This window comes from Brucella cytisi (assembly GCF_038433355.1).
In the GTDB taxonomy this organism is placed as follows: domain Bacteria; phylum Pseudomonadota; class Alphaproteobacteria; order Rhizobiales; family Rhizobiaceae; genus Brucella; species Brucella cytisi.
The window spans coordinates 13,513-40,000 of sequence record NZ_JBCAUP010000037.1 but is presented as its reverse complement, the minus strand read 5'-3'; the positions used below and the strand labels follow the sequence as shown (position 1 = coordinate 40,000).

Sequence of the window (26,488 nt, the reverse complement as noted above, 5' to 3'; positions counted from 1 at the left end):
TGTCGTTGACTTACGTTTCTTCGGCAGGCAAAACTCACATGCCCGTTTGGGAGCCTTCCGACAGAATGGAAGACACCTTAATACCGGATTGGCGGTTTGTCCGCTTTTCCGACAAACGATTTCAAGCACGTTTTGTGCGGTCAGTTATAAAGAAGGACCGGCTACAGCAGTATGAAAGAGATGGGGCCGAACAATCTCGATCCGGGTGACGAGCCCCCGCTCAGTGTAGGCGGACGGCGGCGGCCACCAGATCGTCGTGAAGTTTCTGCCCGCTGGCTCGCTGGAACGTTCCTGACCGGCGTTACGTCCTGCATGCTGATCGGCGTTGCATTGTTTGCCGCTCTGGACGGGCGCGAACAGCTGGCGACCCCGCCTGAAATCCTTGCCCGTAACGACATGCCCGGTGCGACCGACGAAGCCGCTGTTACCAAGGGCGGACGTCTTGTCAGCACCGTCTCTCAGCAAAAGGCGCGCGACCGGCGCCGTTTCGATCTTTCGACGATGCAGAAAGTGGGTGAACGCGAAGTTATTCGCACGCGACCATTCGAATTTGTCCGCATGGCTCTCGCCGTCGATCACCCGACCAGCCGCAAATATCCTGCTTTCAACGCCCTCACCGTGTTTTCGGAAGGACCCGCGGCACCGCAGCCTGCCGATGCCGGTCAGATTTACGGCGCCAAGGTCGAAAGCGAAGTCAGTCTGCGTGTTGTCGATTTTCCGATGAACAGCACGACATTCGATGCATCCAGCGACCTGACAGTGGATGAGGTCGAGAAGGTTGTGCGGGATACCGGTGGTCTTCTGACCGACGGCGACGTGCAGGTTGCATCGCTCCACTATGTCGATCCCGCTCGTTTCGGCGGCACGGACTCGCCTTTCGCGCTTGGCCCCGCGCTTGGCGTGAAGATTACACAGGAGAATGTCAGTGTCGCACAGCGCGGCGATGACGAGACGGTTGGCGAAGGCTTTTCGGAAGAACTGATTCCTTTCCGTCAGACGGCCGATATCAAGCAGGCGCTTGAGGACGCCGGTTATACCGGCGACGATGCCGAGAACATGGCCGACTCGCTTGCCAAGCTGATGAACTCGCCGCGTCTCAAGGAAGGCAGCGTTTTGCGTGTCGGCACCGAGACGCAGGATGGCACGGACCGTATCGTGCGCGCCAGCATCTATAATCGCACCACGCATCTGGTGACAGTCGCCCTCAACGACCGGGGACAATATATTCCGTCCGACGAACCGGAACAGACCCCGCTCCTGCAGACGGCTTTCGATGGCAATGCCCTGCCTACGGCCATTCGGGGTAATCTACCCAGTGTCTATGACGGGATCAGCCGGGCCGCGCTTGCTTATGGTATGTCGGAGACGATGCGCGAACAGCTCGTCAAGATGCTCGCAAGCGATGTTGACCTGCAGTCACGGCTTGCACCGAGTGACCAGATCGACGCATTCTTCTCGCTGCCGGACGATCCCGACAAACCGGAAGCCGATTCGCAGCTTCTTTATGTTTCGGCCAATTTCGGCGGCACGACCCGCAAATTCTATCGCTATCAAGCTCCGGACGGGAGCGTCGACTACTTCAACGGCGACGGCAAAAGCGCGAAACAGTTCCTGCTCCGCAATCCGGTTCCCAATGGTGTCTTCCGCTCACCGTTCGGCATGCGCCGCCACCCGATCCTTGGTTACAGCCGCATGCACACCGGCGTGGACTGGGCCGCGCCACGCGGCACGCCGATCATCGCGTCCGGTAATGGCGTGGTGGAAAAGGCAGGCTGGACCAATGGCTATGGCAACCAGACCCTGATTCGTCATGCCAATGGTTATGTGAGCAGCTATAGCCACCAGAACGCCATCGCCCGCGGCGTTACCGCCGGTGCCCGTGTGCGGCAGGGACAGGTGATCGGCTATGTGGGGTCGACGGGTCTTTCCACCGGTCCTCACCTTCACTACGAAATGATCGTGAACGGCACCAAGGTCGACCCACTGCGCATTCGTCTACCGGATAACAAGGCGCTTTCGGGCAAGGAGCTCGAAGCCTTCAAGCAGGAACGGGATCGCATCGACACTCTGTTGAACAGTGATGACAACGGCACCAAGCTTGCCTCGAACGGATCGACGAAAAGCTGATAAAGAGAAAGGCCGGAGATACGCCCCGGCCTTTCTCTTTGAATTCACTGAAATGCTTACTCGGTAAACTCGACCGTTACGCCAGCTTTCACCAACTTTGCCAGCTCTTCCGCATCCCAATTGGTCAATCGCACACAGCCATGGCTTGACGTCTTGCCGATTCTCGATGGCTCCGGCGTACCGTGAATGCCGTAGGTCGGCTTGGAAAGCGCGATCCAGACTGTTCCCACCGGCCCGTTTGGCCCAGGCGGAATGGTCAGCACCTTATCATTATTGCCCTGCTTGAAGTTGATCTTTGGATTGTAGGTGTAGTTCGGATTGATCGCGATGCGCTCGACCTGAACAACGCCGGAAGGTGACGGATTGTCCGACGAACCAATGGTCGAGGGATAGGCAACGACCAGCTTGCCGGCTTCGTCATAGCCGCGAACCTGCTTGCGTCCTTTGTCGGCGATGATGAGGGCCACCTTGGTCCTGACAGGCTCGCCGAGGTTCGGAATCTTCACAATTGAACCTGGCTGGTTGAAGTTCACCCCAGGATTGATCTCTTTCAGATAGGCTTCGTCTATATGAAACTTTTCACCGAGCATTTCGGTGACCGACGTGTAGGCCATGGCCGGTAGCTGCGCCTTGTGGGCGTAATCTTCCGGGATGGAAGCAACGTATTGCCGTCCCACGTCTTCGTTGGTGATGGTGTATTCGGTGAAGGCTGGGCCACCTGTGGCTTCAAGTTCCGCATTGACCGCCGCTTCGTCTGTCGGATTGATCGACTTTCCGGTCAGCTCGCCATAGGCGGCAGCCGCCTTGTCGACATTGCTGCCCGAACGACCGTCAATGACGCCGGGCGATGCACCGGCGCGGTCGAGCAGTATCTGATAGGCTGCGATCTTTTCCTTTGCACCCTGCCCTTTCGGCATTTCGATTGCCGGAGCCATGTCGCTCGGATTGGGAACACCCCTTTGTTCATAACCCGGCTGGCCATAATCCTGCTGGCCATCATAACCGGGATTGGCACTGGCTGAATTGGTGCTTGTATTGTCAGGATATTGATCGCCTGCCGGAGGAAGTTCCGACCGTTGCACCTGTCCATCACGGTTGCCGCCATATTGCGGTGCCGCCGGAGCGTCCGGGTAATAGTTCGGATCTTCGGGCACGTTGCCGAAACCGTCATAGGGAGCGCCACCGTCGACTGGACCATCGAGCGTCCAGTTGTCGTCTGGCTGCGGTGCGCGGCGAACCCGACGGTCATAAGCGTTCGGGTCATAATTATTGGCGTCCTCGACACTGAGAATACGCCCGCGACGATCCATGGTAACGCGGCGGCCATACTGGTCGATAAAGACCCGTACCCGGCGATCATGATAGATTTCTTCACCCGGATCATAAAGCTGCGCAAGCTGTACCGGGCGTTCGGTAGCCACTGCAAAACTGCCCTCCTCCGCGCGCGCTGTACCGTTGACGGCAGTTACCGCGACGGAAGCAAACAAAGCGAAACGAAGCATGCGTGTGTAATGCGCCATGAAGAATGCCCTGGGTGATCGAGAGTCCATGGATGCCGCGAATATGGTTAATAACTGATTAGCTGATAAAGCAGATGCCAGATGAACTGGACATGAAAATGGCCAACATCGAAGGAAAGCTGGAAAACTTGTCACGCCAGACATGAAAATGGCGCCGCAACCTATCCGGTTGCGACGCCCAATAACCTCAATTCTTGAACGTTCAGGCGTTCTCGTCGATCTTCTGGCCTTCATCCTCAAGCGCACCGCGAATCGGATGGAAATTGAGCCTGTCCGAACCGGCGGTAATCTTGACGATGGAACCATCCAGAATGTCGCCCAGTAGGATGCGCTCGGCGAGCGGATCCTGAACTTCTTTCTGAATGACGCGCTTCAACGGACGCGCGCCATAAGCCGGGTCATAGCCCTTGTTGGCCAGCCATTCGCGTGCATCTTCTTCCAGCTGCAGCACGATCTTGCGATCGGTCAGAAGCATCTGGAGACGCTGCATCTGAATATCGACAATCGCACCCATGTCTTCACGGCGCAGCCGGTGGAACAGGATGATTTCATCGACACGGTTCAGAAATTCCGGACGGAAGGCAGCCCGCACCACGCCCATTACTTCCTCACGAACCGACTCGACATCGTCCTTCTCGCCAAGATTGACGAGATATTCAGCACCGAGGTTCGAGGTCATGATGATGACCGTATTGCGGAAATCAACCGTGCGGCCCTGTCCGTCGGTCAGGCGTCCGTCGTCCAGCACCTGCAACAGCACGTTGAACACATCCGGATGCGCCTTTTCGATCTCATCGAACAGGATCACCTGATAGGGCCTGCGCCGAACGGCTTCCGTCAGAACGCCGCCTTCTTCATAGCCGACATAGCCGGGAGGTGCGCCGATCAACCGGCTCACGGAATGCTTTTCCATGAATTCCGACATGTCGATACGAACCATGGCCGCGTCGTCTTGGAAGAGGAACGCGGCGAGCGCCTTGGTCAGCTCCGTCTTGCCGACACCGGTTGGGCCGAGGAAGATGAACGAGCCGATAGGCCGGTTAGGGTCCTGAAGCCCGGCGCGCGCACGGCGAACCGCCTTCGAGATGGCCTGGACAGCCTCGCCCTGCCCGATGACCCGCTTCGCAAGTTCGTCTTCCATGCGCAACAGCTTCTCACGCTCGCCTTCCAGCATCCGGTCAACCGGAATACCGGTCCAGCGTGAGATGATCTGCGCCACGTGGTCAGGCGTAACAGTCTCTTCAAGCAGAGAGCCCTTGTTTTCATGGCTTTCGGCTTCGACAAGTTGCTTCTCCAGCTGGGGAATCTTGCCATAGGCCAGTTCGCCCGCTTTCTGGAATTCACCGCTTCGCTGTGCGATGGCGAGAGCATTGCGTGCCTCTTCAAGCTGGCGCTTGAGATCAGCAGCAAGTCCGAGCTTCTGCTTTTCAGACTGCCATTTCGACGTCAGTTCCGCCGATTCTTCTTCCAGATCAGTCAGCTCCTTTTCGAGGCGCTGAAAACGATCCTTGGAAGCAGCATCGGTTTCAACCTTCAGCGCTTCGCGCTCGATCTTCAGCTGCATGATGCGACGGTCGATTTCATCCAGCTCTTCCGGCTTGGAATCAACCTGCATGCGCAGGCGCGATGCCGCCTCATCGACGAGATCAATGGCTTTATCGGGCAGGAAACGGTCGGTGATATAACGGTTCGACAAGGTTGCCGCAGCAACCAGAGCCGAATCCGAAACACGCACCTTGTGATGCTGCTCGTATTTTTCCTTCAGGCCACGCAGGATCGAAATCGTGTCCTCGACGGTCGGTTCATCAACGAATACCGGCTGAAAACGACGGGCAAGCGCTGCATCCTTCTCGACATATTTGCGATATTCTTCCAGCGTCGTCGCGCCAACGCAGTGCAGTTCACCGCGTGCAAGAGCAGGCTTCAAAAGGTTCGATGCATCCATCGCGCCATCAGACTTGCCTGCACCGACAAGCGTATGCATTTCATCGATGAAGAGGATGATCTGGCCGGCAGCCGTCTGCACTTCCGAAAGTACTGCTTTCAGACGCTCTTCGAACTCACCACGATATTTGGCACCGGCAATCAGCGCGCCCATATCGAGCGCCATCAACTGCTTGTCCTTCAAGGATTCGGGCACATCGCCATTGACGATGCGAAGCGCCAGACCTTCCGCGATTGCGGTCTTGCCGACGCCCGGCTCGCCGATCAGAACCGGATTGTTCTTGGTGCGGCGCGACAGAACCTGAATCGTGCGGCGGATTTCCTCGTCGCGACCGATCACCGGATCAAGCTTGCCTGCACGCGCATCCTCGGTCAGATCGCGGGCATATTTCTTCAACGCATCATAATTGCTTTCAGCGGACGCCGAATCGGCGGTGCGGCCTTTGCGCATATCGTTTATGACCTTGTTGAGCGCCGTCGGTGTCACACCGGCAGCGGAAAGAATTTCAGACGTCTTTGCGGATTTTTCCATCGCCAGCGCCATCAGAAGGCGCTCGACGGTGACGAAGCTGTCACCAGCCTTGCTGGCAAGTTCCTCGGCAAGCGAGAAGACCTTGGCAAGCGGCTGCGATAAATAAAGCTGATCGTTGCCACCCGACACTTTGGGCAGCTTTTCGAGCGCATTCTGCAAGCCGATGCGCACATCGGCAATGCGACCGCCCGCGCGTTCGATCAGGGACGAGGCAAGTCCTTCGTTATCATCGACGAGAACCTTCAACACATGTTCGGGTGTGAATTGTTGGTTGCCGGACGACAGCGCGAAAGTCTGTGCAGACTGGATAAAGCCCCGGACGCGTTCCGTATATTTTTCGATATTCATGATGTCTCCTTTGCCTTCCGGCCCATCAAGCGGCACCAGAAGATGTATGGTGACGAAGCCCCCACACTGGGCGGACTTCTTTCCAAGACAGCATATGGGACGATGGCCGGGTTTCGGCAAGGGTTACAGACACTTGAAGAACCAAATAAAAATGGCGCGGAAACCGCGCCATTTTTAACTTTATACACAGGGACGATCAGGCGTCGGAATCCGCAGATTCCGTTACCGGCGTCTCATCACCGCTATCCTTGGCGGCGCGGCGCGGACGACCAGGACGACGCGTGGCGCGACGTGGCGCGGCCTCATCCGCAGAAGATGCATCGGCAACAGGAGCGGCCTCCGCGGCCACTGGTGCTGCCTGCTCGACCACGGCTGCAGCCGGAGCCTCTTCAGCCACCGGCTGAGCCTGTTTTTCCTGCGGCTGTTCGTCAGAACGCTCGTCAGCGTTGAAGCGCTCACGCTGCGGACGGCGGCCACGACCCAGACGACGATCGCGGTTGTCGCGCTCGCGCGGCTGCTGGCGACCTTCACCGGACTTTACCGGCTCGCCACCATCTTCGCCATAAACGACCTCGGCAGGCGTGCCCTCGATAACCGGCTGCGGGCCGGAACCGTTGACGGGCTGTGGCTGTGCTGCAACAGGCGTGAAGCCTGCTTCCTCATCATCCGCACCGTCATCGTCGAAGGTTTCCTCGCGCTGGAACGGCACCGGATTCTGCGCCATGGCCGCCATGATGATGCGGTTGTAATGTTCAGCGTGCTGAAGATAATTTTCCGCCATCACGCGATCGCCAGATGCCTGTGCGTCCCGCGCAAGTGCCGAGTATTTTTCTGCAATATGTTGCGCATTGCCACGGATCTTCACATCCGGGCCATTGCTTTCGTAATTGCGCGACAGAGGATTGGGGCCCTTGCGGTTGTTGTTGTTGTTATTGTTATTCCCCCGTCCGCGCATGCGCCTGTTCTGCTGTGCTGGCCTCATATTCATCTCTTTTCAGATTAAAGGGCGTAGAAACTCCACAGCCAAAAAGCTGCCGGTTTCACGCTATCGAGCCATGGAGGAAGTACGCCCTAAAAACTTCCCACAAATCGACTGCTCCTGAGTTAGGTACCTCTATGGGTCACCAAAACTCCGCGGTTGCATTAAGGCATAACCATTCCGAAAAGCTCTGCTCTTCGAGATTATGCTTGAAAGTCGTGTACTTCCGCACAAGCCATCCCCAAAGAACCTTCGGGGAGCATGACCAAAAATCGTCATGGAGCATTTCCGCCACCGCCCATCAGCGGGCAAAACCATTCTGGCTGTATACGGTGGCCGGAAACTAAACGGCTTCGCCGCAAATTCCAAGTGTTTTTTAGCGGTTCGCCGCATCAAAATTACGTATTTGATTTATACGCGAAAAGCATGGCCCTTCTGTGGCCGCCAAGGTCACTCGCATGTCCTGCGAGGGAAAAACCTGCGCTTTCGAACAGCACTTCAACATCCTGGAATTGTCCGGCGCCAATCTCTACGGCAACCATTCCTTGTTTATATAGGTGATCTGCTGCCTTCTGTGCAAGGGCTCTGTAGAAATTCAGTCCATCAGACCCACCGTCGAGCGCATCCAATGGGTCATGTTCGCGCACTTCGCGCGACAGTCCGGCAATGTCTTCATGCGGAATATAGGGCGGGTTTGAGACGATAAGATGAAACCGCCCGCTCACATTTTCAAACCAGTCGCTTTTGAGCGCTGCGAACCGGTCACACACGCCATTGGCGACAGCATTGATTCGCGCCATTGCAAGCGCCCCCTCCGCCATGTCGAGACCAATGCCGTGTGCGCGCTCGAAGCGATGCAGAAGCGAGATGATGATCGCGCCCGTTCCCGTTCCCATATCAAGGAGTTCAAGCGTGTTTTTCTGCACCGCAAGCGCTTCCAGCGCCGGAATGACCAGCTCCACCAGCACTTCCGTATCGGGACGCGGTTCAAGCGTAGCAGCGGAGAGCCGGAAAGGCAGGCCGAAGAACTCGCGAACACCCATGATCCGGTGAGCCGGCTCACCCTTTTCACGGCGGTCCAGCGCATCGGAAAGCTTCTCGATTACCGCAGAATCAACCAATTGCTCAGGTGCGGATATCAGATCGAGCCGCGTCTTGCCGGTTGCCCATTCGACCAGGAGCCGTGCATCGAGGTCTGGCGTATCCAGTTCTGCCGCACGAAGCCTCGTCCGTGCATCAGCCATCAGGCGGTCGAGACGCATTTCGCTCACCCTTAGAGCGCATCCCGAAAAGTGTGAAACGGTTTTCGGAAAAGATGCGCGGTTCAAAACAAATATCTAGAGCGCCGATCTGGCCAATCTGCTCGAATCAGATCGAAACGCACTCTAATGCCCCAGTTCCGTCAGAAGTGCGGTCTGGTGATCGGAAATCAGCGCATCGACCAGTTCGTCCAGATCACCTTCCATAACCCGGTCGAGCTTGTAGAGCGTCAGGTTGATGCGATGATCGGTGACGCGTCCCTGCGGGAAATTATAAGTGCGGATACGCTCGGAGCGATCGCCCGAACCGACCTGGCTGCGACGTGATTCAGAACGTTCGGTTTCTGCCTTCTGGCGCTCCATGTCGTAAAGGCGTGCACGGAGAATCTGCATCGCGCGTGCGCGGTTCTGGTGCTGGGATTTTTCAGCCTGAACGACCATGATACCAGTCGGGATGTGCGTAATGCGAACCGCGGAGTCAGTCGTGTTCACGTGCTGGCCACCGGCACCGGACGCCCGCATCGTATCGATGCGAATATCTTCGTTGCGGATTTCGATATCGATATCCTCGGCTTCAGGCAGAACCGCAACGGTTGCAGCCGAGGTATGGATACGCCCGCCAGCTTCCGTTTCAGGCACACGCTGCACACGGTGCACGCCCGATTCGAACTTGAGCTTGGAGAACACACCCTTGCCGGAAACGGTGGCGATGATTTCCTTGTAACCACCGGCATCGCCCTCGCTGGCCGAAACCAGCTCGACCCGCCAGCCTTTTTCGGCAGCATAGCGCTCATACATGCGGAACAGGTCACCGGCGAACAGTGCTGCCTCCAGACCGCCCGTACCGGCACGAATTTCGAGAATGGCGTTCTTCTCGTCGGCAGCGTCCTTCGGCAGCAACAGAATCTGGACTTCCTGCTCCAGTCCTTCAATCCGCTTTTCCACGCCCGGCAGCTCTTCCAGCGCCAGTGCACGCATCTCTGCATCCGTGGATGCATCGTCACGCATGGCCGCCAGATCGACAGCTTCCTTGCGGGAATCGGTCAGTTCGCGAATCTTGCCAACCACCTCCTGCAGCTCGGAATATTCCGATGCGAGCTTCACATAGGTTTCCGAATCCGGATTGTGGGCCATCTGGCTTTCGATCATTGAGAACCGCTTCAAAAGCTGGTCCATCCGGTCCTGCGGCAATGCGATCATGTCATGTCCTAAAAATTATCAGCGGCGTGCAAGAATGCAAAACGGGACGCCGCGCAATCCTGCACCGCGACCGTTCAGTCAGGTCAATTTGCTTTGCTATAACGGAATATCGTTGTCTTCCGCAAATCTCATCAGCATTTCGCGCAGCGAATGCGCGCTGTTCGGCTTGTCCAGCTCTTCCGCCAGCAAGGCCGTAAGCTTGCTTGCGTCCAGCGCATCAAGCATGGCCTTGACCGGGCCGATTGCCGCCGCCGACATGGAGATCGACCTAAAACCGATGCCGACCAGCGCCATGGCTGGAAGCGGCCTGCTGGCCATTTCACCGCACAGGGTAACCGATTTACCGTGGCGATTGCCGGTTTCCACGATGAAGCGCAACGCCCGCAGGAATGCAGGCGAAAGCTGATCGAAGCGACCCGACATCAGCGAGTTGCCGCGATCCGTCGCCATCAGGAACTGGAACAGATCGTTTGAACCGACGGAGATGAAATCGACAAGCGACATCAGCTCCTCAAGCTGCCACAGCAGCGACGGCACCTCGATCATCGCTCCCAGTTTCAGCCCCATGGGCAACTGATGAGCGAACCGCGACAGATGACGGACTTCACGATCGATGATCTCGCGTGCGGCTTTAACTTCGCTGACTTCCGTGATCATCGGCAGCAGGACTTTCAACTCGCGTCCGCCCGCCGCCTTCAAAAGCGCTCGCAACTGCGTGCGCAACAATCCCGGACGGTCGAGCGTCAGGCGGATCGCACGCCAGCCGAGCGCCGGATTTTCTTCCTGCACGGTCGAACTGAAGTAAGGGAGAACCTTGTCTCCACCGATATCAAGCGTCCGGAAAGTCACCGGCTTGTCGCCTGCCGCCTCGATGACAGAGCGATAAAGACGTTCCTGCTGCTCGGCACGCGGGAATGTCGAGGCCACCATGAACTGAAGTTCGGTGCGAAACAGACCGATCCCCGCTGCACCCGAAGCCGACAATTGCGGCAGATCGACGAGAAGCCCGGCATTCATCAGAAGCGAGATATCGACGCCGTCCTTCGTGACGGATGGCTTGTCCCGCAATTCCCGATAATGGGCCTGACGCCGCGCCCGAAACCGAACCTTTTCGGCATAAGCCGTTTCCAGATCGGACTGCGGGCGCAGATGCATGATGCCTTCATCGCCGTCAACGATTGCCGCATCGTTGTTTTCGGCCATAGATACAATGCCCTTGGCCTGGCCGACCACCGGAATACCCATTGCACGGGCGACGATCACGACGTGGCTCGTGGCGGCGCCGTCCTCCAGAACAACACCGCGCAAGCGCTCGCGCGGATAATCCAGAAGTTCGGCAGCCCCCATGGAACGCGCGACGATGATGGCATCCTTGACCAGCGATTCGGCGATGGTCTTGATGTCACGTCCCATAAGTTGACGCAGCAAACGGTTCGCGAGATCGTCAAAATCCGACAGGCGCTCGCGCATATAGGGGTCGGTCAGATGCACCATGCGCGCACGCGTGTCGCTCTGCACCTTTTCGACTGCCGCCTCGGCAGTCAGGCCGTTGTGAATGGCTTCTTCCAGACGCCGCACCCAGCCGCGATCATGCGCAAACATGCGATAGGCTTCGAGCACTTCGCGATGCTCGCCCTCCACCGCCACATCGCGGCGCGAAAGCATGTCGTCGATGGATATGCGCAGGCTGCCAAGCGCTTCATCCAGCCGGTTCAGCTCGGCTTGGCTATCCTCGTTGAAAAGATTGGTGACGACGATGCGCGGCTCATGCAGCACCACATGGCCAAGGCCGATACCGTCGTTGAAAGCCTGTCCTGTCACACTCATCGGGCGACCGAGATCAAGCTCTATGCCCGGACGGGCCAGACGCAGACCGTCGCCGGTCGCGATGATTTCGGCAAGGACCATAGCGGTGGTTTCAAGTGCTTCGACCTCGTCTTCCCGATATGCCCGCTTGGTCTTGTTCTGGACGACAAGAACGCCCAAAGTGCGGCCAGCGCGTAGAACGGGAACGCCCAGGAAGGAATTATAGGCTTCTTCGCCCGTTTCCGGCAGATAGGCGAAAGCTGGATGGCTTTGCGCATCGGTCAGATTGAGGGGACGGGCGCTTGCGGCAATCGTGCCGACCAGACCCTGACCGAGACGAAGCTGGGCAAGATGAACGGCCTGCGGATTGAGACCTTCGGTAGCGTAAAGCTCAAGGACGCCGTCAGCGCGCAATATATAGAAGGAGCAGACTTCCGCGACCATATTCTGAGCAATTTCACGAACGATCCGGTCGAGGCGCGCCTGCGGTTCCAGCGGCTCTGCCATCAATTCGCGCAACCGCTTTAGCAGTACGCGGGGACCGGTTGTCAGCTCACGCATGATCGTCGGGGGCTCCTTTCAGGTTGCTGACGTGCATTCCGCCAGCCGATTCCCAATACCCGCCCGCGAAGCGTTACGCCAATCCCTTTGTGAGCATTTTTGACACCCGCGTCCAGAACAAATAGTCGCTGCTCGCAAAATGTTGCAGGGCCGCGCACCCTTTCGGCTGCGCGGCCCTGCATACAACTATGTTTCAAAATGGAATCTGAACTGGCTGCTTACTTGTCGAGGCCATAGACCGCGTGCAGCGTACGCACGGCCAGTTCCGCATAAGGGCCGTCAATCAGGATCGAAATCTTGATTTCAGACGTTGTGATGGCGCGGATATTGATGCCCTTTTCGGCCAGTGCCTTGAAGGCAGTGGCGGCAACGCCTGCATGGCTGCGCATACCGATGCCGATCACCGAAATCTTGGCAAGGCCGGTTTCTGATTGGATATTGTCAAAGCCGATCTCGCCCTTGACCTTGTCCAGCACCTTCAGCGCCTTGTCGACATCGCCGGTCGGAATGGTGAAGGTCATGTCGGTCTTGGAGCCGTCTTCCGACACGTTCTGCACGATCATGTCGACATTGATGTGCTCTTCGGCGAGCGGCCCGAAAATAGCTGCCGAAACGCCCGGCCGGTCGGCCACGCGCCGCAGCGAAATCTGAGCTTCATCCTTCGCAAAGGCGATACCTGTGACGACCTGCTGTTCCACGATTTCATCCTCGTCGCAAATAAGGGTTCCGGGCGGGTTGATCGGATCACCCATGCCCGGCGCATCTGGGTCCGTAAAGCTCGAGCGCACGAAAGTGCGCACCTTGTGCACCATGGCGAGTTCGACCGAGCGCACCTGCAGAACCTTGGCACCAAGCGATGCCATTTCCAGCATTTCCTCGAAGGAAATCTTCGAAAGACGCTTCGCCTTCGGCTCTACGCGAGGGTCGGTGGTGTAGACGCCATCGACATCTGTATAAATATCGCAGCGATCCGCCTTCACACCGGCAGCAATGGCGACAGCAGACGTATCAGAACCGCCACGCCCAAGCGTCGCCACACGGTTGTCAGGGCCGATGCCCTGGAACCCGGCAACGACGGCAACCTGACCCATTTCCATACGGCGGATGATTTCCGAACCGTCGATGTCCTGAATACGGGCAGCGCCATGGGCGTTGTCGGTCTTGATCGGAATCTGCCAGCCCTGCCACGAACGCGCATCAACGCCTATGGACTGAAGCGCAATCGCCAGAAGGCCGCTCGTCACCTGCTCGCCGGAAGCGACGATGGTGTCATACTCGCGGGCATCATAGAAAGGCGAGCTTGCGCCGCATACTTTCGGCATGTTCTGCACCCAGCCGACCAGCTCGTTGGTCTTGCCGGACATGGCCGAAACGACAACAGCAACCTGATTGCCTGCCTCGACCTCGCGTTTGACGTGGCGCGCCACATTATAGATGCGTTCCAGATCAGCTACCGAAGTGCCGCCGAATTTCATCACGATGCGCGCCATTTAAGGTTACGTCCCGCTGTTTAGAAAAATTACACTCTCACCCGCCCAAACCTTATATTGTTGCGACAGGCAAACCCGGGGTCACATAGCTAAAATGCCGCGCTTCCGCAAGGCCGCGCTTCGTATCGGGCCGCTTGAGAGCGAAATTGATTTGTTCCTTGACTTTGGAGTACTACCTTGAGAGCAGAACTGTACGCTTCCGCCGCTGGAGAATGAAATGACCGAAACTGCCCGCACCACCATCGACGCTTCGGAAATCGAGCATTTTTCGCGCATCGCCGCGGAATGGTGGAATCCGCAGGGCAAGTTCCGTCCCTTGCACAAGTTCAATCCGACGCGGCTCGCCTATATCAAGGAAAAGATCTGCGCTAAGTTCAATCGCGATCCCAATGCGCCGCGTCCATTCGAAGGTCTGCGACTGCTCGATATCGGCTGCGGCGGCGGACTTCTCTGCGAGCCGATGGCACGCCTCGGCGCGACCGTCATCGGGGCGGATGCCTCCACCACAAATATCGAAGTGGCGAAAATCCACGCCGCGCAAAGCGGCGTCGAGGTCGACTACCGCGCCACGACCGCAGAAGCGCTGGCTGAAACTGGCGAGAAATTCGACGTGGTTTTGAATATGGAAGTGGTTGAGCATGTTTCAGACGTCGACCTGTTCATGTCCGCCACCAGCGAAATGGTAAAGCCCGGCGGGCTGATGTTCGTCGCCACGATCAATCGCACGCTCAAAGCCTATGGTCTGGCGATCATCGGCGCGGAATATGTCCTGCGCTGGCTGCCGCGCGGCACGCATCAGTATGAAAAACTGGTTCGCCCGGAAGAACTGGAAGCTGCACTTGCGAAAGGCGGCCTGCGCCTCATCGACAAGCTTGGTGTGACCTATAATCCGCTGGCCGACAGCTGGAGCCGCTCCCGCGACACCGATGTGAACTATATGGTGCTTGCCGAACGGCCTGCCTGATCAAAGCACATCCCGAAAAGTGTGAAACGGTTTTCGGACAAGATGTGCGTAAAATAGACAGTTAGAACGCCGATCTGATTCAATCTGATCGAAACGGTCAACCTCTTTGTGCGCGTGTTGTCATGGCAACGCCTGCGCAGATGACCAGCGCGCCGATCCAGGTCAGAGGTGGATAATGTTCGCCGAGAAATAGCGTTCCGGATATGAGCCCGAGTGCCGCTGCGACATAGCCGATCTGGCTGAGATAGACCGGCCCGCCAACCGCCTGTAGCCGGAAGAACAGGGCAAACATGCCCGCCGATGCGATCGACTGGGCCAATGCAGCCCATGGGGCGAATGCAAGTGTTTCAATCGGAAACTGGCCGGTGAATATGAATATTCCCGCAGAAAGCATCAGCGCCGATGCGAGATGGCTTCCGGCTGCAAGTTCGGTCGGATCGGAGTTCTTCGGCCAGTCGAGCGTGCGATAGACATTGCCGATGGCGAGAAACACCGGAATGAGCAATGCCGCGGCGATCCACAATGGATCTGCAGGTTTTCCCACTTCGCCGCGCGTCATTGCCACCATCACTGCACCGATAAACCCGGCAGCGATACCGCCGATCCCAAGTGCATTGGGACGCCGCAACCCGAACCCCATCGACAGAACAAGCGTGATGACCGGCGACAGCGTATACATGATGCCGGTAAACCCCGCGCCAAGGCGCGGAATGGCGGAAAGAATGAGGAGATTGGGCACGGCATAGGAGATAAGCGCGGTACAGATATAGTAACGCAGTCTTCCGCCTGAAAAGCCGATCTTCTTTCCCTGCAGAAGAAGAACAGCGAACAGAATGATTCCGGCACTCGCCGAGAACAAAAAGGTCCAGATGGCAGGCGGAATACCAGCCTGCGCAGCGATCTTGCCGAGTGGCAGGATGAGGCCCAGCAAGGTGCCGGTTGCGATCAGCAAAAAAGGCGCAGAATCCGTCAGTTTCATGCGCCTTGTCTCCTGTACGGCAATCAGTTCTTGTCTTCTGGAAATACCGGCAACGGCAGAACGTCGACACCGTCTTCGAGCAGCGAATGCACATCCTCGCGCGACGCTTCGCCGTAGATACCACGTGTTTCGGTCTCGCCGAAATGGATCTTCCGGGCTTCCTCGGCAAATTTGTCGCCGACATAATCCGCATTCTCGCGAACCTTGCGGCTCAATTCCCGCATTTCGTCCAATATCTGCTTTTGCGTATCGCCCAGCGCCATGGCAATCTTTTCCTTGCCACGGCTTGTCGAGACCGCCGGCGCCATCAGCGACTTCTGAACGACTTGCGAATTGCACACGGGGCAAGCGACAAGCTGCATTTCCGACTGACGGTCGAAATCGGCATTGTCGCGAAACCAGCCCTCGAATTCATGGCCCTGATCGCAATGAAGCGAAAAGCGGATCATGGAAATTACGCGTCCTCTTTCTGCTTCGCGGAAAAAGTCCGGATATCGAACTCCCGCGCATTCTTCAGGTTCGGTATCTTGCCGCGTGCAGCAGCGCTTTCCGCCACGTCGATATCAGCCAGGATGACGCCCGGCTCGTCGTGATCGGCTTCGGCGAGAATCTTGCCCCATGGTGAGACGATGATCGAATGACCGTAGGTTTCGCGCCCGTCCTCATGCAGACCGCCCTGTGCGGCAGAGATCAGGAATGCACCATTTTCGATAGCACGCGCACGCTGCAAGATGTGCCAGTGGGCCTCTCCGGTCTGTTTCGTGAAGGCGGCCGGAGCGGTAATCACATTGGCACCGGCGAGAGCCTGAGCGCGGAACAATTGCGGAAAGCGGATGTCGTAACAGACAGCCATGCCGAACTTTGCGAAAGGCAGGTCGACAACGACAGTTTCCTTGCCGGGAATACAGGCATCCGATTCGCGCCAGCTCTCACCATTGTCGAGATCGACATCGAACATATGGATTTTATCGTAGGTTGAGACCTTCTCGCCCGACGGTGCAAAGATCGCGCCGCGATTATAGGATCTTCCGTCATCGCCCTTGATCAGGGTCGAACCTATATGAAGGAATATACCGTGTTTCGAGGCGAGCTTCGCCGCGGCAGCCATGACAGGATCGTTGGCCTCATCGCGCAATGACTGTGCGAGCAATGGCCGGTCGCGCTGCATGATCCCGGTCACTTCCGGCGTCTGCACATATTTCGCACCTTTGACCGCCGCTTCCGCGACCAGTTTTTCCATGGCTTCAATATTGCGGGCCACGTCTGTGCCAGACCGCATCTGGACGGCTGCTGCGCGGAACATGCTCATCGACCTCTCCCTGTCCGATCGAATTCTAAACCAGTTCGCCAGTCTTGAGCAGACCATCCAGCTTGCCCTGATCTTCCAGCTCGAAAAGATCATCACATCCGCCGACATGAACGGAGCCGACGAATATCTGCGGGAAGGTGTTACGGCCCGAACGTTGCTGCATTTCGGCGCGCAGTTCCGGCGATGCACCTGCATCGATTTCATTATACGCAACGCCCTTGCGGGTCAGAAGATCCTTGGCCCGGGTGCAATAAGGGCAACCGACACGCGTGTAAATCGTTACATCAACCATCATAAACTCCAATCGTTTTGGCCACTATATAAGCGGCAAAGACGTTATCTGGAAGCCCCGACGCTTTTCACGAGCCTGTGTAGCCAATTATCCGGCTCAATCCGGTAGAACGCGGCTGAACGTCAGCACATCCACGCTTTTCGCGCCGCCGCGCAGCAATGCCCGCGTTACCGCCTTGACCGTAGCGCCGGTCGTATAGACGTCATCGAGGAGCAGAACCCGTCGCCCGCGCACATGAATCTCGTGTTCCTCCGGCACGCGGAACGCACCGTCCACATTGCGCTTTCGCTCCTTGATACCAAGGCCGATCTGCTGTTCGGTCCGACGCACACGCTTCACACCTTGCGGCGCAAAGGGTTTCGATTCCAGTTTCGCCAGGGCGCGGGCAAGTTCCGCCGACTGGTTGAAACGCCGCTGCCAGAACCGCCAGCGAAGTAGAGGCACCGGAAGAATGACCTCGCATTCATCCAGCAATTCGCGACCCGCGCGTTGCATCCAGCGCGCCATCCACGGGGCCAGATCGGTCCGGTCGTGAAACTTGAGCGAAACCGCCATGCGCTGCGCCCCGATGCAAGACGGCGGACCGGAGACGCCGGAAAGGTGGCGGATCGGCAATCGCCTCAGCACGCGTGAAGTTGTCGCCGAAATCATGACTGAAAGGAATGCCCAGCACGGGGCAATAAGGCTTTTCTATAAAGCGTAGCTCCGGCCAGCATTTCGGACACAGCGTCCCCGGTTCGGATACATGCGCCCGGCAGCCGATGCATGTCGGCGGAAACAACATGTCCGCAGAGGAGCGAAAAGCCTTGCCGGCAAACCGCCGAAGCCCTTCGCCCGCGCTGCGCAAAAAGGTTTGATGCGTTCTATCGTCATCCGCCATTGCATTCGCCCCCATTCGAATGCATCTATCCCCGCAACGATTGTACTGAACCTTGCTCGAAAGAGAAGACGGATTCCATGCCTGCGCCGACCGATGATAGCGCGATTTTCGATCGCGATCTCCTGCTCTCGTTTCGCCGTCGTGCCTTTGCGCGCGCCGAACCCGGCGCAGATTTCCTGTTGCAGCGCATTGCCGACGATCTCGCCGACCGCCTTGACGCTGTGGAGCGGCGTTTTCCCGTCGCCGTCGATCTCGCTGGCCATACCGGCGTAGCTGCAGCAGCCATCGCGCAGTCTGGCAAAGCCGACCTAATTGTCCGCATCGAACGCGACAGTGATTTCCTGCGAGGTCCTTTCCCGGCTATTGTCGGTGACGAGGAAATGCTGCCGCTGAAAGCTGGCAGCACCGATCTGATCGTGTCACTAATGGCTCTTCACGCCACCAATGATACACCGGGCACGATGGTGCAGATCGCCCGCGCCCTAAAGCCGGACGGACTTTTTCTGGCGGCCCTTAGCGGCAGTGGAACACTCGGTGAATTGCGCGAAAGTCTTCTTCAGGCGGAAATCGAACTGACAGGCGGCGCCTCGCCGCGCATTTTCCCGTTCCCGGACGTGCGCGATGTGGGCGGCCTTCTGCAACGTGCAGGTTTCGCCCTGCCCGTAACCGACGTCGACAACATCACGGTGCGCTACGATTCGCTCTTCAACCTGATGGCCGATCTGCGCGCCATGGGCATGCAGAACATCCTGCGCGACCGTTCCCGCAAGCCGGTTTCGAAACGCCTTTTCCTACGGGCCGCTGAAATCTATGCCGAGCGGTTCTCCGATCCGGATGGACGCATCCGCGCCACTTTCTCGGTCATCTGGCTATCAGGCTGGGCGCCGCATGAATCGCAGCAAAAACCATTGAAACCGGGCTCTGCAAAAGCATCGCTGGCAGAAGCGCTAAAAAAGGCTGCGAAAGACAGCTAACAGTCGCCGTGGTGGCTGCCGTTTGTCTCGATGATGCAGACGGAATTGGGGCTCGGCTGAAGCACGCTCTTGCGCACTGTATACGTCTGGCCTGTTGCATGCGGCTGGGTGCTAGCATCGCGCTTGATCGAGCCGGTCATGGTGCGGTCTATCCCGACCGGGAGCACTGACTGGGCTGCAACCTTGTTTGCCTGATCGTTGAGAACCGGCACAATGATGAGAGCCAGAGCGACAACGGCAGAGCCGAACAACAGCACAACGCGCAGGATTCCGCGACCAGCCTTCGTTAGCGGCTTGGCCGTATATTCGTTGTGATCAGCGCTAAAATAATTGTTGTCGAAACTCATGCTTCAAGACTCCGGGGCAGCTCCCAAACGAGAATGCCTCAACGGAGTGAATCATACATTAACCGGCCAGTGGAATCGTAAGAAATTGCCAACCTTTTTCCACAGTTGTGGACAGGGGCCGGTCTACAGCAGATCAAGCAGAAACGGGATCAACGGTTCGTCGGCTGGCGGCATCGGATAGTCGCGCATATCCTTCGGACGAACCCATTTCAGCGCCTGCCCTTCGAGCCCCCGCGCGATACCTTCATAACGGCGGCAGACATAGAGCGGCATCAGCAGGTGGAAGTCATCATAGGTGTGGCTCGCAAAAGTCAGCGGTGCAAGGCAGGCCGCTTTCGTCGTGATGCCGACTTCTTCCTGCAATTCGCGGATCAGCGTTTCTTCCGGCGTTTCGCCCGGTTCCACTTTGCCACCGGGAAACTCCCACAGCCCGGCCAGCTGCTTGCCTTCCGGGCGCTGCGTCAGTAGAACCCGGCCATCCGAATCCACCAGTGCGCAAGCAGCGACCAGAAGAATGCGGCGTCCTTTTACCTCGGTCATTTCTCGTTGCTCTCCCGATAGGCATAGCGATAGGCTTCCCGAAAGCCGAAGCTCTCGTAAAGAGCAAGTCCAGCAACGTTGTCCGCCTCGATCTGCAGCCATGCCGTCTTTGCACCGAGCTTTACGGCCCATTTGAGTGCAGAACCGACAATCGCATGTCCATGCCCCTTGCGCCTTGCATCGCGCAGGGTTCCGACATCGAATAGACCCGCCATCACGCCATCCTGTACGCAAAGCAGGTTGGATACGGCGCGTCCGCCCTCCTCCAGCACGAACATGCCCTTGTTCGGGCGAACGCTATTAAGAAGTTCGGAAAATCCGGGCCGCATATCCTCCGGTCTTTCATGGATGGAAAGCGAGGCATCCACGAAGCGCCCAATATCCTTCAGGGGTATCTGGTCGATGGCGTCCGACAAATCGAGTTCCTCGAGATTCGCCGTCATCACAATGGTTTCGTCCTGGCGCTTCCAGCCAAGCCCTTCAAGATAATCCTCAAGCTCGCGCGGTGCGAGCGGCGAAAGCCTGAAACAGGGAACACGACCATAGGCGCGAAAGCGCTGCGCCGCCAGTTCCACACGTGTTGGAATATCGCGCGTGTCGCCGGGATCGAGCGGATTGATCGAGTTGAGACGCCGGGATGGATGCGCTGCAGTCATGCGTATCGCCCATGTGCCGTCATAGTGAACCGACGTGGCAGGCCAGGCACGGAAGCCGACGGCTTCAAGCTGGCGAACGATGGCAAGACTTGGGGTGCTGGGCTTTTCCATTACTTCGATCAACTTCTGTAATCGCCATTAATGGCGACATATTCCTTTGTGAGGTCGCAGGTCCAGACAGTTGCCTTGCCCTTGCCTATCCCCAGATCGACGCGAATGCGAATATCCTCGCCCTGCATATAGGTGGACGTCGCTGCTTCCGAATAGGCCGGATCGCGCTCGCCCTGATGCGCAACACGAATATCGCCGAACCAGATCGCGAGCAGGTCACGATCGGCAGGTTCACCAGCCTTGCCTACGGCCATGACCACGCGGCCCCAATTGGCGTCTTCACCGGCAACAGCCGTCTTGACCAGCGGCGAATTGGCGATGGAAAGCGCGATCTTCTTGGCAGACGCTGCGGATTTTGCGCCCGTCACTTCCACTTCCACCATCTTGCGTGCACCCTCACCGTCGCGCACGACCTGCAGCGCAAGCGATTTAAGGAGGCGGCCGAGCGCCTTCTTGAATTCGCCAAGGCGCTTGTCGGCAGGATCAGTAATTTCAGGTGCACCACGTTCTGCCGCCGCACCAGTGGCGAACAGCATCAGCGTGTCCGATGTAGAAGTGTCGCTGTCTACCGTCACAGCATTGAAGGTCGAGCCAACGCCCTTGGAGAGCAGGCTCTGCAACACGTCAGCCTTGATCGGTGCATCGGTAACGACGAAGGAAAGCATCGTCGCCATATCCGGCGCGATCATGCCCGCGCCCTTGGCTATACCGTTGATCGTGACCGGCACCTGACCGAGCAGCACCGTTTCGGTCGCGACCTTCGGATAGGTATCGGTGGTCATGATCGCCTTGGCGGCTTCGGTCCAGAAATCCTCGACCGCATCCTTGTTCATGTCGCCGAGCAGATGCGCGAATTTGCTTGCATCGAGCGGTTCGCCGATCACGCCGGTTGAAGCCAGAAAGACATCTGTTGTGGCGCACCCGACCGCCCTGGCGGCAGCTTCAGCCGTTGCTTCCGTCGCTTCACGACCCTTGACGCCGGTAAAGGCATTGGCGTTGCCGGAATTGACGACGACCGCGCGGGCCTTTCCGTACACGAGATTGCGGCGGCAAAAATCGACCGGCGCCGATGGGCAGAGCGAACGTGTAAAGACCCCTGCGGCTTCAGCCGGTCGGTCGAACACCATCAACATCACATCCGTTCGCCCCTTATACTTGATCCCGGCAGCAGCGGTAGCGATGCGCACGCCATGGACGACCGGCATTGTGGGGTAGTGTTTGGGAGCGAGCGGAGAAACAAACGCGGACATATGTGCCTCGATGGATGCGGTTTCGTAGAAACCCGAAAATCGTGATGCCCAGCAAACGGCGTTACGCGAATTTCGGATTCAAAATATGACGCGCGCATTGGAAAGGTTTGCTGTTTAAAATCAAGCGAGAAACGCAAGATCAGAATAAAAAACGCCCCGGCAAGCCGGGGCGTTGATATTTGAAGCCAGTTTTTACTGCTGTGGAGCAGCTTCTTCCGGCGCGTCATTCTTGTCCGCGCCTTCCTGGGCTGCGGCGGCATCCTTCATGGCTTTCTCGACAGCCGGATCCTCGTAGTCGATCTTCATACCGTCACGCAGCTTCTTGACGGTTTCCACATAACGCTCGCGCATGATGATCGAACGGATCTGGTCCTTGACCTGATCGAATGCCGGTGGCTGCTTGGTGCGACGATCTTCGAGCTGGATCACATGGAAGCCGAACTGGGTCTGGACCGGCTCCTTGGTGTATTCACCCGGCTTGAGCGCAAAGGCGGCTTTTTCGAACTCCGGCACCATCTGGCCTTCGGCGAAGTAGCCGAGATCGCCACCATTGGCTGCCGTGCCGTCGGTTGAGCTCTCCTTGGCGAGGTCCTCGAACTTGGCGCCGCCTTCAAGCTTCTTGATGATGGCTTCGGCTTCTTCCTTGGTCTTCACGAGGATGTGACGAGCGCGCACTTCCACCTGCGGTGGCATGGCTGCGATTTCCTTGTCGTAGCGCGCACGTACATCGTCATCGCTGATCTTGTCGACAACAGCATCCTTGAAATATTCGTTATGGAGCGCGCGTTCACGCAGGAATTCCATGCGATTCTTGAATTCCTGGGACTGATCGAGCTTTTCCTTTTCCGCTTCACCAGCCATCGCCTTGATGTCGATCAGGGCAGCAAGCGCAGCCAGACGGCGCTGTTCGGCAGGAAGGCGCGAGAACTGCGGATCGAGATCGCCTGCAGCCTGATCGACTTCACCGACCGTGATGTCGTTGCCGTTGACGGTCGCCAGAACCTTGGACGGATCTTCCTTTTCTGCAGGGGCTGCAGCCGGTGCAGCAGCAGGCTTTCCAGCATCCTGTGCGAATGCGGCGCCTGAGTAGCTTGCCAGCGCCACCGAGGCCGCCAGAGACATGCCGACGACAGCGAGAGCCTTGCGATAAGGGGCTTTCAGAATGGCTTTCATATGGAATTCTCTCCTTCGTGGCCGCTTACCGGCCCGATGAATGCGGCGGAATTTGGCCCGGATCTCCCCAATATTGCAACAAAGGAAAGGTTTTCCAGCCCATGGTGTGGCGAATCCGAAATTCGCATCACTTTGGAGCAGTGTTGCTAACGAATTTCGGATTCAAAGCCACACCAGCAATATATAGAATCGAGTGCGGTTTACAGATTTGAATTCCTGAACGCAGATGCCATGCAAATGACAGGAACTTCAAATCCACCACACTGGAGCAACGTTGACATCGCCCGAAGCCCCTCTTATCTGTCCTTCGGCTTTACGTCCAGTAAGGGGCGGGGGAATTGCGCCGGAAATGCGCCGTAACGGGCAGCTTTCGCAGCGCAGTTTTCTTGCAATTGTTTCAATACGCGTGAATAAAGCATTCGACATTGCCGGAAGCGCTTCCGGCTGAACGGACAGGAAAGGACCAGTGATGGTCAGCTTTGGCGGTTTCGCCCGCAAGATATTCGGTTCATCCAATGACCGCCGCGTTAAAACCCTGCGCCAGCGGGCAAATCAAATTACTGCTATCGAGAAGAATTACGAAAATCTTACCGATGAGCAATTGCAGGCCAAGACCGCCGAATTTCGTGCGGCGCTGGCTGAAGGCAAGACGCTCGACACTCTTCTGCCCGACGCTTTCGCTACGGCACGTGAAGCTGCGAAGCGCGTACTCGGTATGCGCCCGTTCGACGTGCAACTGATCGGCGGCATGGTTCTGCACGAACGCGGCATCGCGGAAATGCGCACCGGTGAAGGCAAGACGCTGATGGCGACCCTGCCGGTCTACCTCAACGCGCTTGAGGGCAAGGGCGTACACGTGGTGACGGTCAATGACTACCTCGCCACCCGCGACGCCGAAACCATGGGCAAGCTTTATAACTTCCTCGGCCTGACCGTCGGCGTTATCAAGCACGGCCTCGACGACGATGAGCGCCGCGCGGCCTATGCCTGCGACATCACCTATGGCACCAACAACGAGCTGGGCTTCGACTATCTGCGCGACAACATGAAATATGAGCGCGCCCAGATGGTGCAGCGCCCGCACAATTACGCCATCGTCGATGAAGTGGACTCGATCCTCATCGACGAAGCGCGCACCCCGCTCATCATTTCCGGCCCGCTGGAAGACCGTTCGGACTTCTACAACCTCATCGACACCTTCATTCCAGCCCTTGAGCCGGAAGATTTTGAAATCGACGAGAAACAGAAGACGGCAATCTTCACCGAAGTCGGCACTGAGAAGGTTGAGCAGCTTCTGGAAGCCGCAGGCCATCTTAAGGGGGAAAGCCTCTACGACATCGAGAATGTCGCGGTCGTGCACCACCTGAACAATGCGCTTCGCGCGCACAAGCTCTTCCAGCGCGACAAGGACTATATCGTCCGCAATGACGAAATCGTCATCATCGACGAATTCACCGGCCGCATGATGCCAGGCCGCCGTTATTCGGAAGGCCTGCACCAGGCGCTGGAAGCCAAGGAACATGTGACGATCCAGCCGGAAAACCAGACGCTGGCCTCGATCACCTTCCAGAACTACTTCCGCATGTACAACAAGCTGTCAGGCATGACCGGTACGGCTGCGACGGAAGCGGAAGAGTTCGGCAATATTTATGGCCTCGAAGTGCTCGAGATTCCGACAAATCTACCGGTCCAGCGCATCGACGAAGACGACGAAGTCTATCGCTCCGTCGAGGAAAAATACCGCGCCATCGTGCGCGATATCCGCGCCTCGCACGAGAAGGGCCAGCCGATCCTCGTCGGCACGACCTCGATCGAAAAATCAGAACAGCTGGCCGAACGCCTTCGCAAGGAAGGTATCAAGGAATTCCAGGTTCTGAACGCTCGCTACCACGAGCAGGAAGCCTATATCATCGCACAGGCCGGTGTGCCCGGAACCGTCACCATCGCCACCAACATGGCTGGTCGCGGTACCGACATCCAGCTTGGCGGCAATCTGGAAATGCGTGTTCGTCAGGAACTTGCCGATATACCGGAAGGTCCCGAGCGCGATGCCAAGATCGCGGAAATCAAGGCTGACATTGCACAGCTGAAGGAAAAAGCTCTGGCCGCAGGCGGGCTTTACGTTCTCGCCACCGAGCGCCACGAAAGCCGCCGCATCGACAACCAGCTGCGCGGTCGTTCGGGCCGTCAGGGCGATCCGGGTCGTTCGAAGTTCTTCCTGTCATTGCAGGACGATCTGATGCGCATCTTCGGTTCCGACCGCATGGACAGCATGCTGCAGAAGCTCGGCCTCAAGGAAGACGAAGCCATCGTCCATCCGTGGATCAACAAGGCGCTTGAAAAAGCGCAAAAGAAGGTTGAAGCCCGCAACTTCGAAATCCGCAAGAACCTTCTGAAATACGACGATGTCATGAACGATCAGCGCAAGGTGATCTTCGAACAGCGTCTGGAAATGATGGACGAAGAGGACCTGACCGAGACTGTTGGCGAAATGCGCCATGAGGTCATCGAGGACATGGTCGCGCTGCGCATCCCCAAAGACGCCTATGCGGAAAAGTGGGATATTGCCGGCCTCAAGGAAGACATCATCTCCAAGCTCAATCTCGACCTGCCGGTCGAGGATTGGGCCAAGGAAGAAGGCATCGCGGAAGAAGAGTTCGAGAACCGCATCAAGGAAGCCGCGGACAAGGCTGCTGCCGAGAAGGCCGAACGCTTCGGCCCGCAGATCATGACTTACGTTGAAAAGTCCGTGATCATGCAGTCGCTGGACAATCTCTGGCGTGAGCATCTGGTCAATCTCGACCATCTGCGTTCGGTCGTCGGTTTCCGCGGTTACGCCCAGCGCGATCCGCTGAACGAATACAAGACCGAAGCGTTCGAACTGTTCCAGTCGATGCTTGCCAACCTGCGCGAAGTCGTTATCTCGCAGCTGATGCGCGTCGAGATCGTTCGCGAAGCACCGCCGGAACCGGAACTGCCACCGATGACCGGCCGTCATATCGACAGCACCACCGGCGAAAACGATTTCGACGAAGCGAGCTGGTCCGACCATCAGCATGACGAACGCAATGTGCCTGCTGCCGAACGCGATCCGGCCGACCCGCGCACATGGGGTAAGGTCAGCCGCAACGAAGCTTGCCCTTGCGGCTCCGGCAAGAAGTACAAGCACTGCCACGGCGCTTTCGAGTGATGTGAGCCGAGCTCATCATCGCATCTATCGAACAAACCCCGGCAAGCCATTTGCCGG

The 26,488-nt window shown here is 57.6% G+C and carries 20 protein-coding genes and 1 pseudogene; 4 read left to right on the top strand and 17 right to left on the bottom strand.

The annotated features are described in order from the left end of the window. The first annotated feature begins 171 nt into the window (after positions 1–171). Positions 172–2,127, top strand: coding sequence for a M23 family metallopeptidase (locus AAE521_RS24550; protein WP_012091212.1), 1,956 nt, complete (start codon positions 172–174; stop codon positions 2,125–2,127). Between the two features lie 56 nt (positions 2,128–2,183). Here AAE521_RS24550 and AAE521_RS24545 read toward each other — a convergent pair whose 3' ends face one another. From AAE521_RS24545 to AAE521_RS24515, 7 genes are all read right to left on the bottom strand, one after another. After that, positions 2,184–3,647, bottom strand: coding sequence for a L,D-transpeptidase (locus AAE521_RS24545; RefSeq protein WP_071634135.1), 1,464 nt, complete (start codon positions 3,645–3,647; stop codon positions 2,184–2,186). Between the two features lie 202 nt (positions 3,648–3,849). Next, positions 3,850–6,471: an ATP-dependent chaperone ClpB gene (gene clpB / locus AAE521_RS24540; protein WP_071634134.1), complete on the bottom strand. Its 2,622-nt coding sequence runs from the start codon at positions 6,469–6,471 to the stop codon at positions 3,850–3,852. A gap of 196 nt (positions 6,472–6,667) precedes the next feature. Next, entirely contained in the window at positions 6,668–7,453 is a 786-nt protein-coding gene (locus AAE521_RS24535; RefSeq protein WP_029375796.1) for a DUF4167 domain-containing protein, read from the bottom strand. A gap of 395 nt (positions 7,454–7,848) precedes the next feature. Then, on the bottom strand, positions 7,849–8,712 hold the full coding sequence (gene prmC / locus AAE521_RS24530; protein WP_235817737.1) for a peptide chain release factor N(5)-glutamine methyltransferase: 864 nt from the start codon (positions 8,710–8,712) through the stop codon (positions 7,849–7,851). A gap of 123 nt (positions 8,713–8,835) precedes the next feature. Then, positions 8,836–9,909: a peptide chain release factor 1 gene (gene prfA / locus AAE521_RS24525; protein ID WP_071634133.1), complete on the bottom strand. Its 1,074-nt coding sequence runs from the start codon at positions 9,907–9,909 to the stop codon at positions 8,836–8,838. 96 nt (positions 9,910–10,005) lie between these two features. After that, complete coding sequence (gene ptsP / locus AAE521_RS24520; RefSeq protein ID WP_010657493.1) at positions 10,006–12,276, bottom strand: phosphoenolpyruvate--protein phosphotransferase; 2,271 nt, start codon at positions 12,274–12,276, stop codon at positions 10,006–10,008. A 218-nt stretch (positions 12,277–12,494) separates the two neighbouring features. Next, positions 12,495–13,766: an aspartate kinase gene (locus AAE521_RS24515; RefSeq protein WP_010657494.1), complete on the bottom strand. Its 1,272-nt coding sequence runs from the start codon at positions 13,764–13,766 to the stop codon at positions 12,495–12,497. A gap of 217 nt (positions 13,767–13,983) precedes the next feature. On the opposite strand from AAE521_RS24515, the gene ubiG reads away from it, so the two are divergent. Beyond that, positions 13,984–14,730 (top strand): bifunctional 2-polyprenyl-6-hydroxyphenol methylase/3-demethylubiquinol 3-O-methyltransferase UbiG, encoded by a 747-nt coding sequence (gene ubiG, locus AAE521_RS24510; protein ID WP_071634132.1) that lies wholly within the window; start codon positions 13,984–13,986, stop codon positions 14,728–14,730. Between the two features lie 97 nt (positions 14,731–14,827). Here the strand turns inward: ubiG and AAE521_RS24505 are convergent, their stop codons facing one another. From AAE521_RS24505 to AAE521_RS24485, 5 genes and pseudogenes are all read right to left on the bottom strand, one after another. Then, entirely contained in the window at positions 14,828–15,709 is an 882-nt protein-coding gene (locus AAE521_RS24505) for a DMT family transporter (protein ID WP_342062804.1), read from the bottom strand. Between the two features lie 23 nt (positions 15,710–15,732). Next, positions 15,733–16,158 (bottom strand): DUF1178 family protein, encoded by a 426-nt coding sequence (locus AAE521_RS24500; protein ID WP_010657497.1) that lies wholly within the window; start codon positions 16,156–16,158, stop codon positions 15,733–15,735. 5 nt (positions 16,159–16,163) lie between these two features. Next, a complete protein-coding gene (locus AAE521_RS24495; protein WP_071634131.1) occupies positions 16,164–17,018 on the bottom strand; it encodes a carbon-nitrogen hydrolase family protein in 855 nt (284 codons plus the stop codon). A 25-nt stretch (positions 17,019–17,043) separates the two neighbouring features. After that, positions 17,044–17,310, bottom strand: a complete 267-nt coding sequence (gene grxC / locus AAE521_RS24490; RefSeq protein ID WP_029929749.1) for a glutaredoxin 3 — start codon at positions 17,308–17,310, stop codon at positions 17,044–17,046. Between the two features lie 96 nt (positions 17,311–17,406). Continuing rightward, positions 17,407–18,190 (bottom strand): annotated as a pseudogene (locus tag AAE521_RS24485) (ComF family protein). A gap of 77 nt (positions 18,191–18,267) precedes the next feature. Between AAE521_RS24485 and AAE521_RS24480 the strand changes: the two are divergent. Beyond that, the gene (locus tag AAE521_RS24480; RefSeq protein ID WP_342062803.1) at positions 18,268–19,164 is read left to right on the top strand and encodes a methyltransferase domain-containing protein; all 897 of its coding nucleotides are present in this window, start codon (positions 18,268–18,270) and stop codon (positions 19,162–19,164) included. Here the strand turns inward: AAE521_RS24480 and AAE521_RS24475 are convergent. The 5 genes from AAE521_RS24475 to AAE521_RS24455 all read right to left on the bottom strand — a co-directional run bounded on the left by AAE521_RS24475 (position 19,161) and on the right by AAE521_RS24455 (position 23,241). Continuing rightward, the gene (locus AAE521_RS24475; protein WP_071634128.1) at positions 19,161–19,511 is read right to left on the bottom strand and encodes a hypothetical protein; all 351 of its coding nucleotides are present in this window, start codon (positions 19,509–19,511) and stop codon (positions 19,161–19,163) included. The genes AAE521_RS24480 and AAE521_RS24475 overlap by 4 nt on opposite strands. 123 nt (positions 19,512–19,634) lie before the next feature. Further along, complete coding sequence (gene mutT, locus AAE521_RS24470; RefSeq protein ID WP_010657503.1) at positions 19,635–20,051, bottom strand: 8-oxo-dGTP diphosphatase MutT; 417 nt, start codon at positions 20,049–20,051, stop codon at positions 19,635–19,637. Continuing rightward, positions 20,048–20,818 carry a GNAT family N-acetyltransferase gene (locus AAE521_RS24465; protein ID WP_071634136.1) on the bottom strand — a complete coding sequence of 257 codons (771 nt, stop codon included), beginning with the start codon at positions 20,816–20,818 and terminating at the stop codon, positions 20,048–20,050. Before AAE521_RS24465 ends, mutT begins: the two co-directional genes overlap by 4 nt. A gap of 8 nt (positions 20,819–20,826) precedes the next feature. Then, on the bottom strand, positions 20,827–22,068 hold the full coding sequence (argJ, locus tag AAE521_RS24460) for a bifunctional glutamate N-acetyltransferase/amino-acid acetyltransferase ArgJ (RefSeq protein WP_071634127.1): 1,242 nt from the start codon (positions 22,066–22,068) through the stop codon (positions 20,827–20,829). 192 nt (positions 22,069–22,260) lie between these two features. Continuing rightward, complete coding sequence (locus AAE521_RS24455; protein ID WP_342062802.1) at positions 22,261–23,241, bottom strand: peptidylprolyl isomerase; 981 nt, start codon at positions 23,239–23,241, stop codon at positions 22,261–22,263. Between the two features lie 469 nt (positions 23,242–23,710). Between AAE521_RS24455 and secA the strand changes: the two genes are divergently transcribed. Next, positions 23,711–26,431, top strand: a complete 2,721-nt coding sequence (gene secA, locus AAE521_RS24450) for a preprotein translocase subunit SecA (protein ID WP_342062805.1) — start codon at positions 23,711–23,713, stop codon at positions 26,429–26,431. Positions 26,432–26,488: the final 57 nt, after the last annotated feature.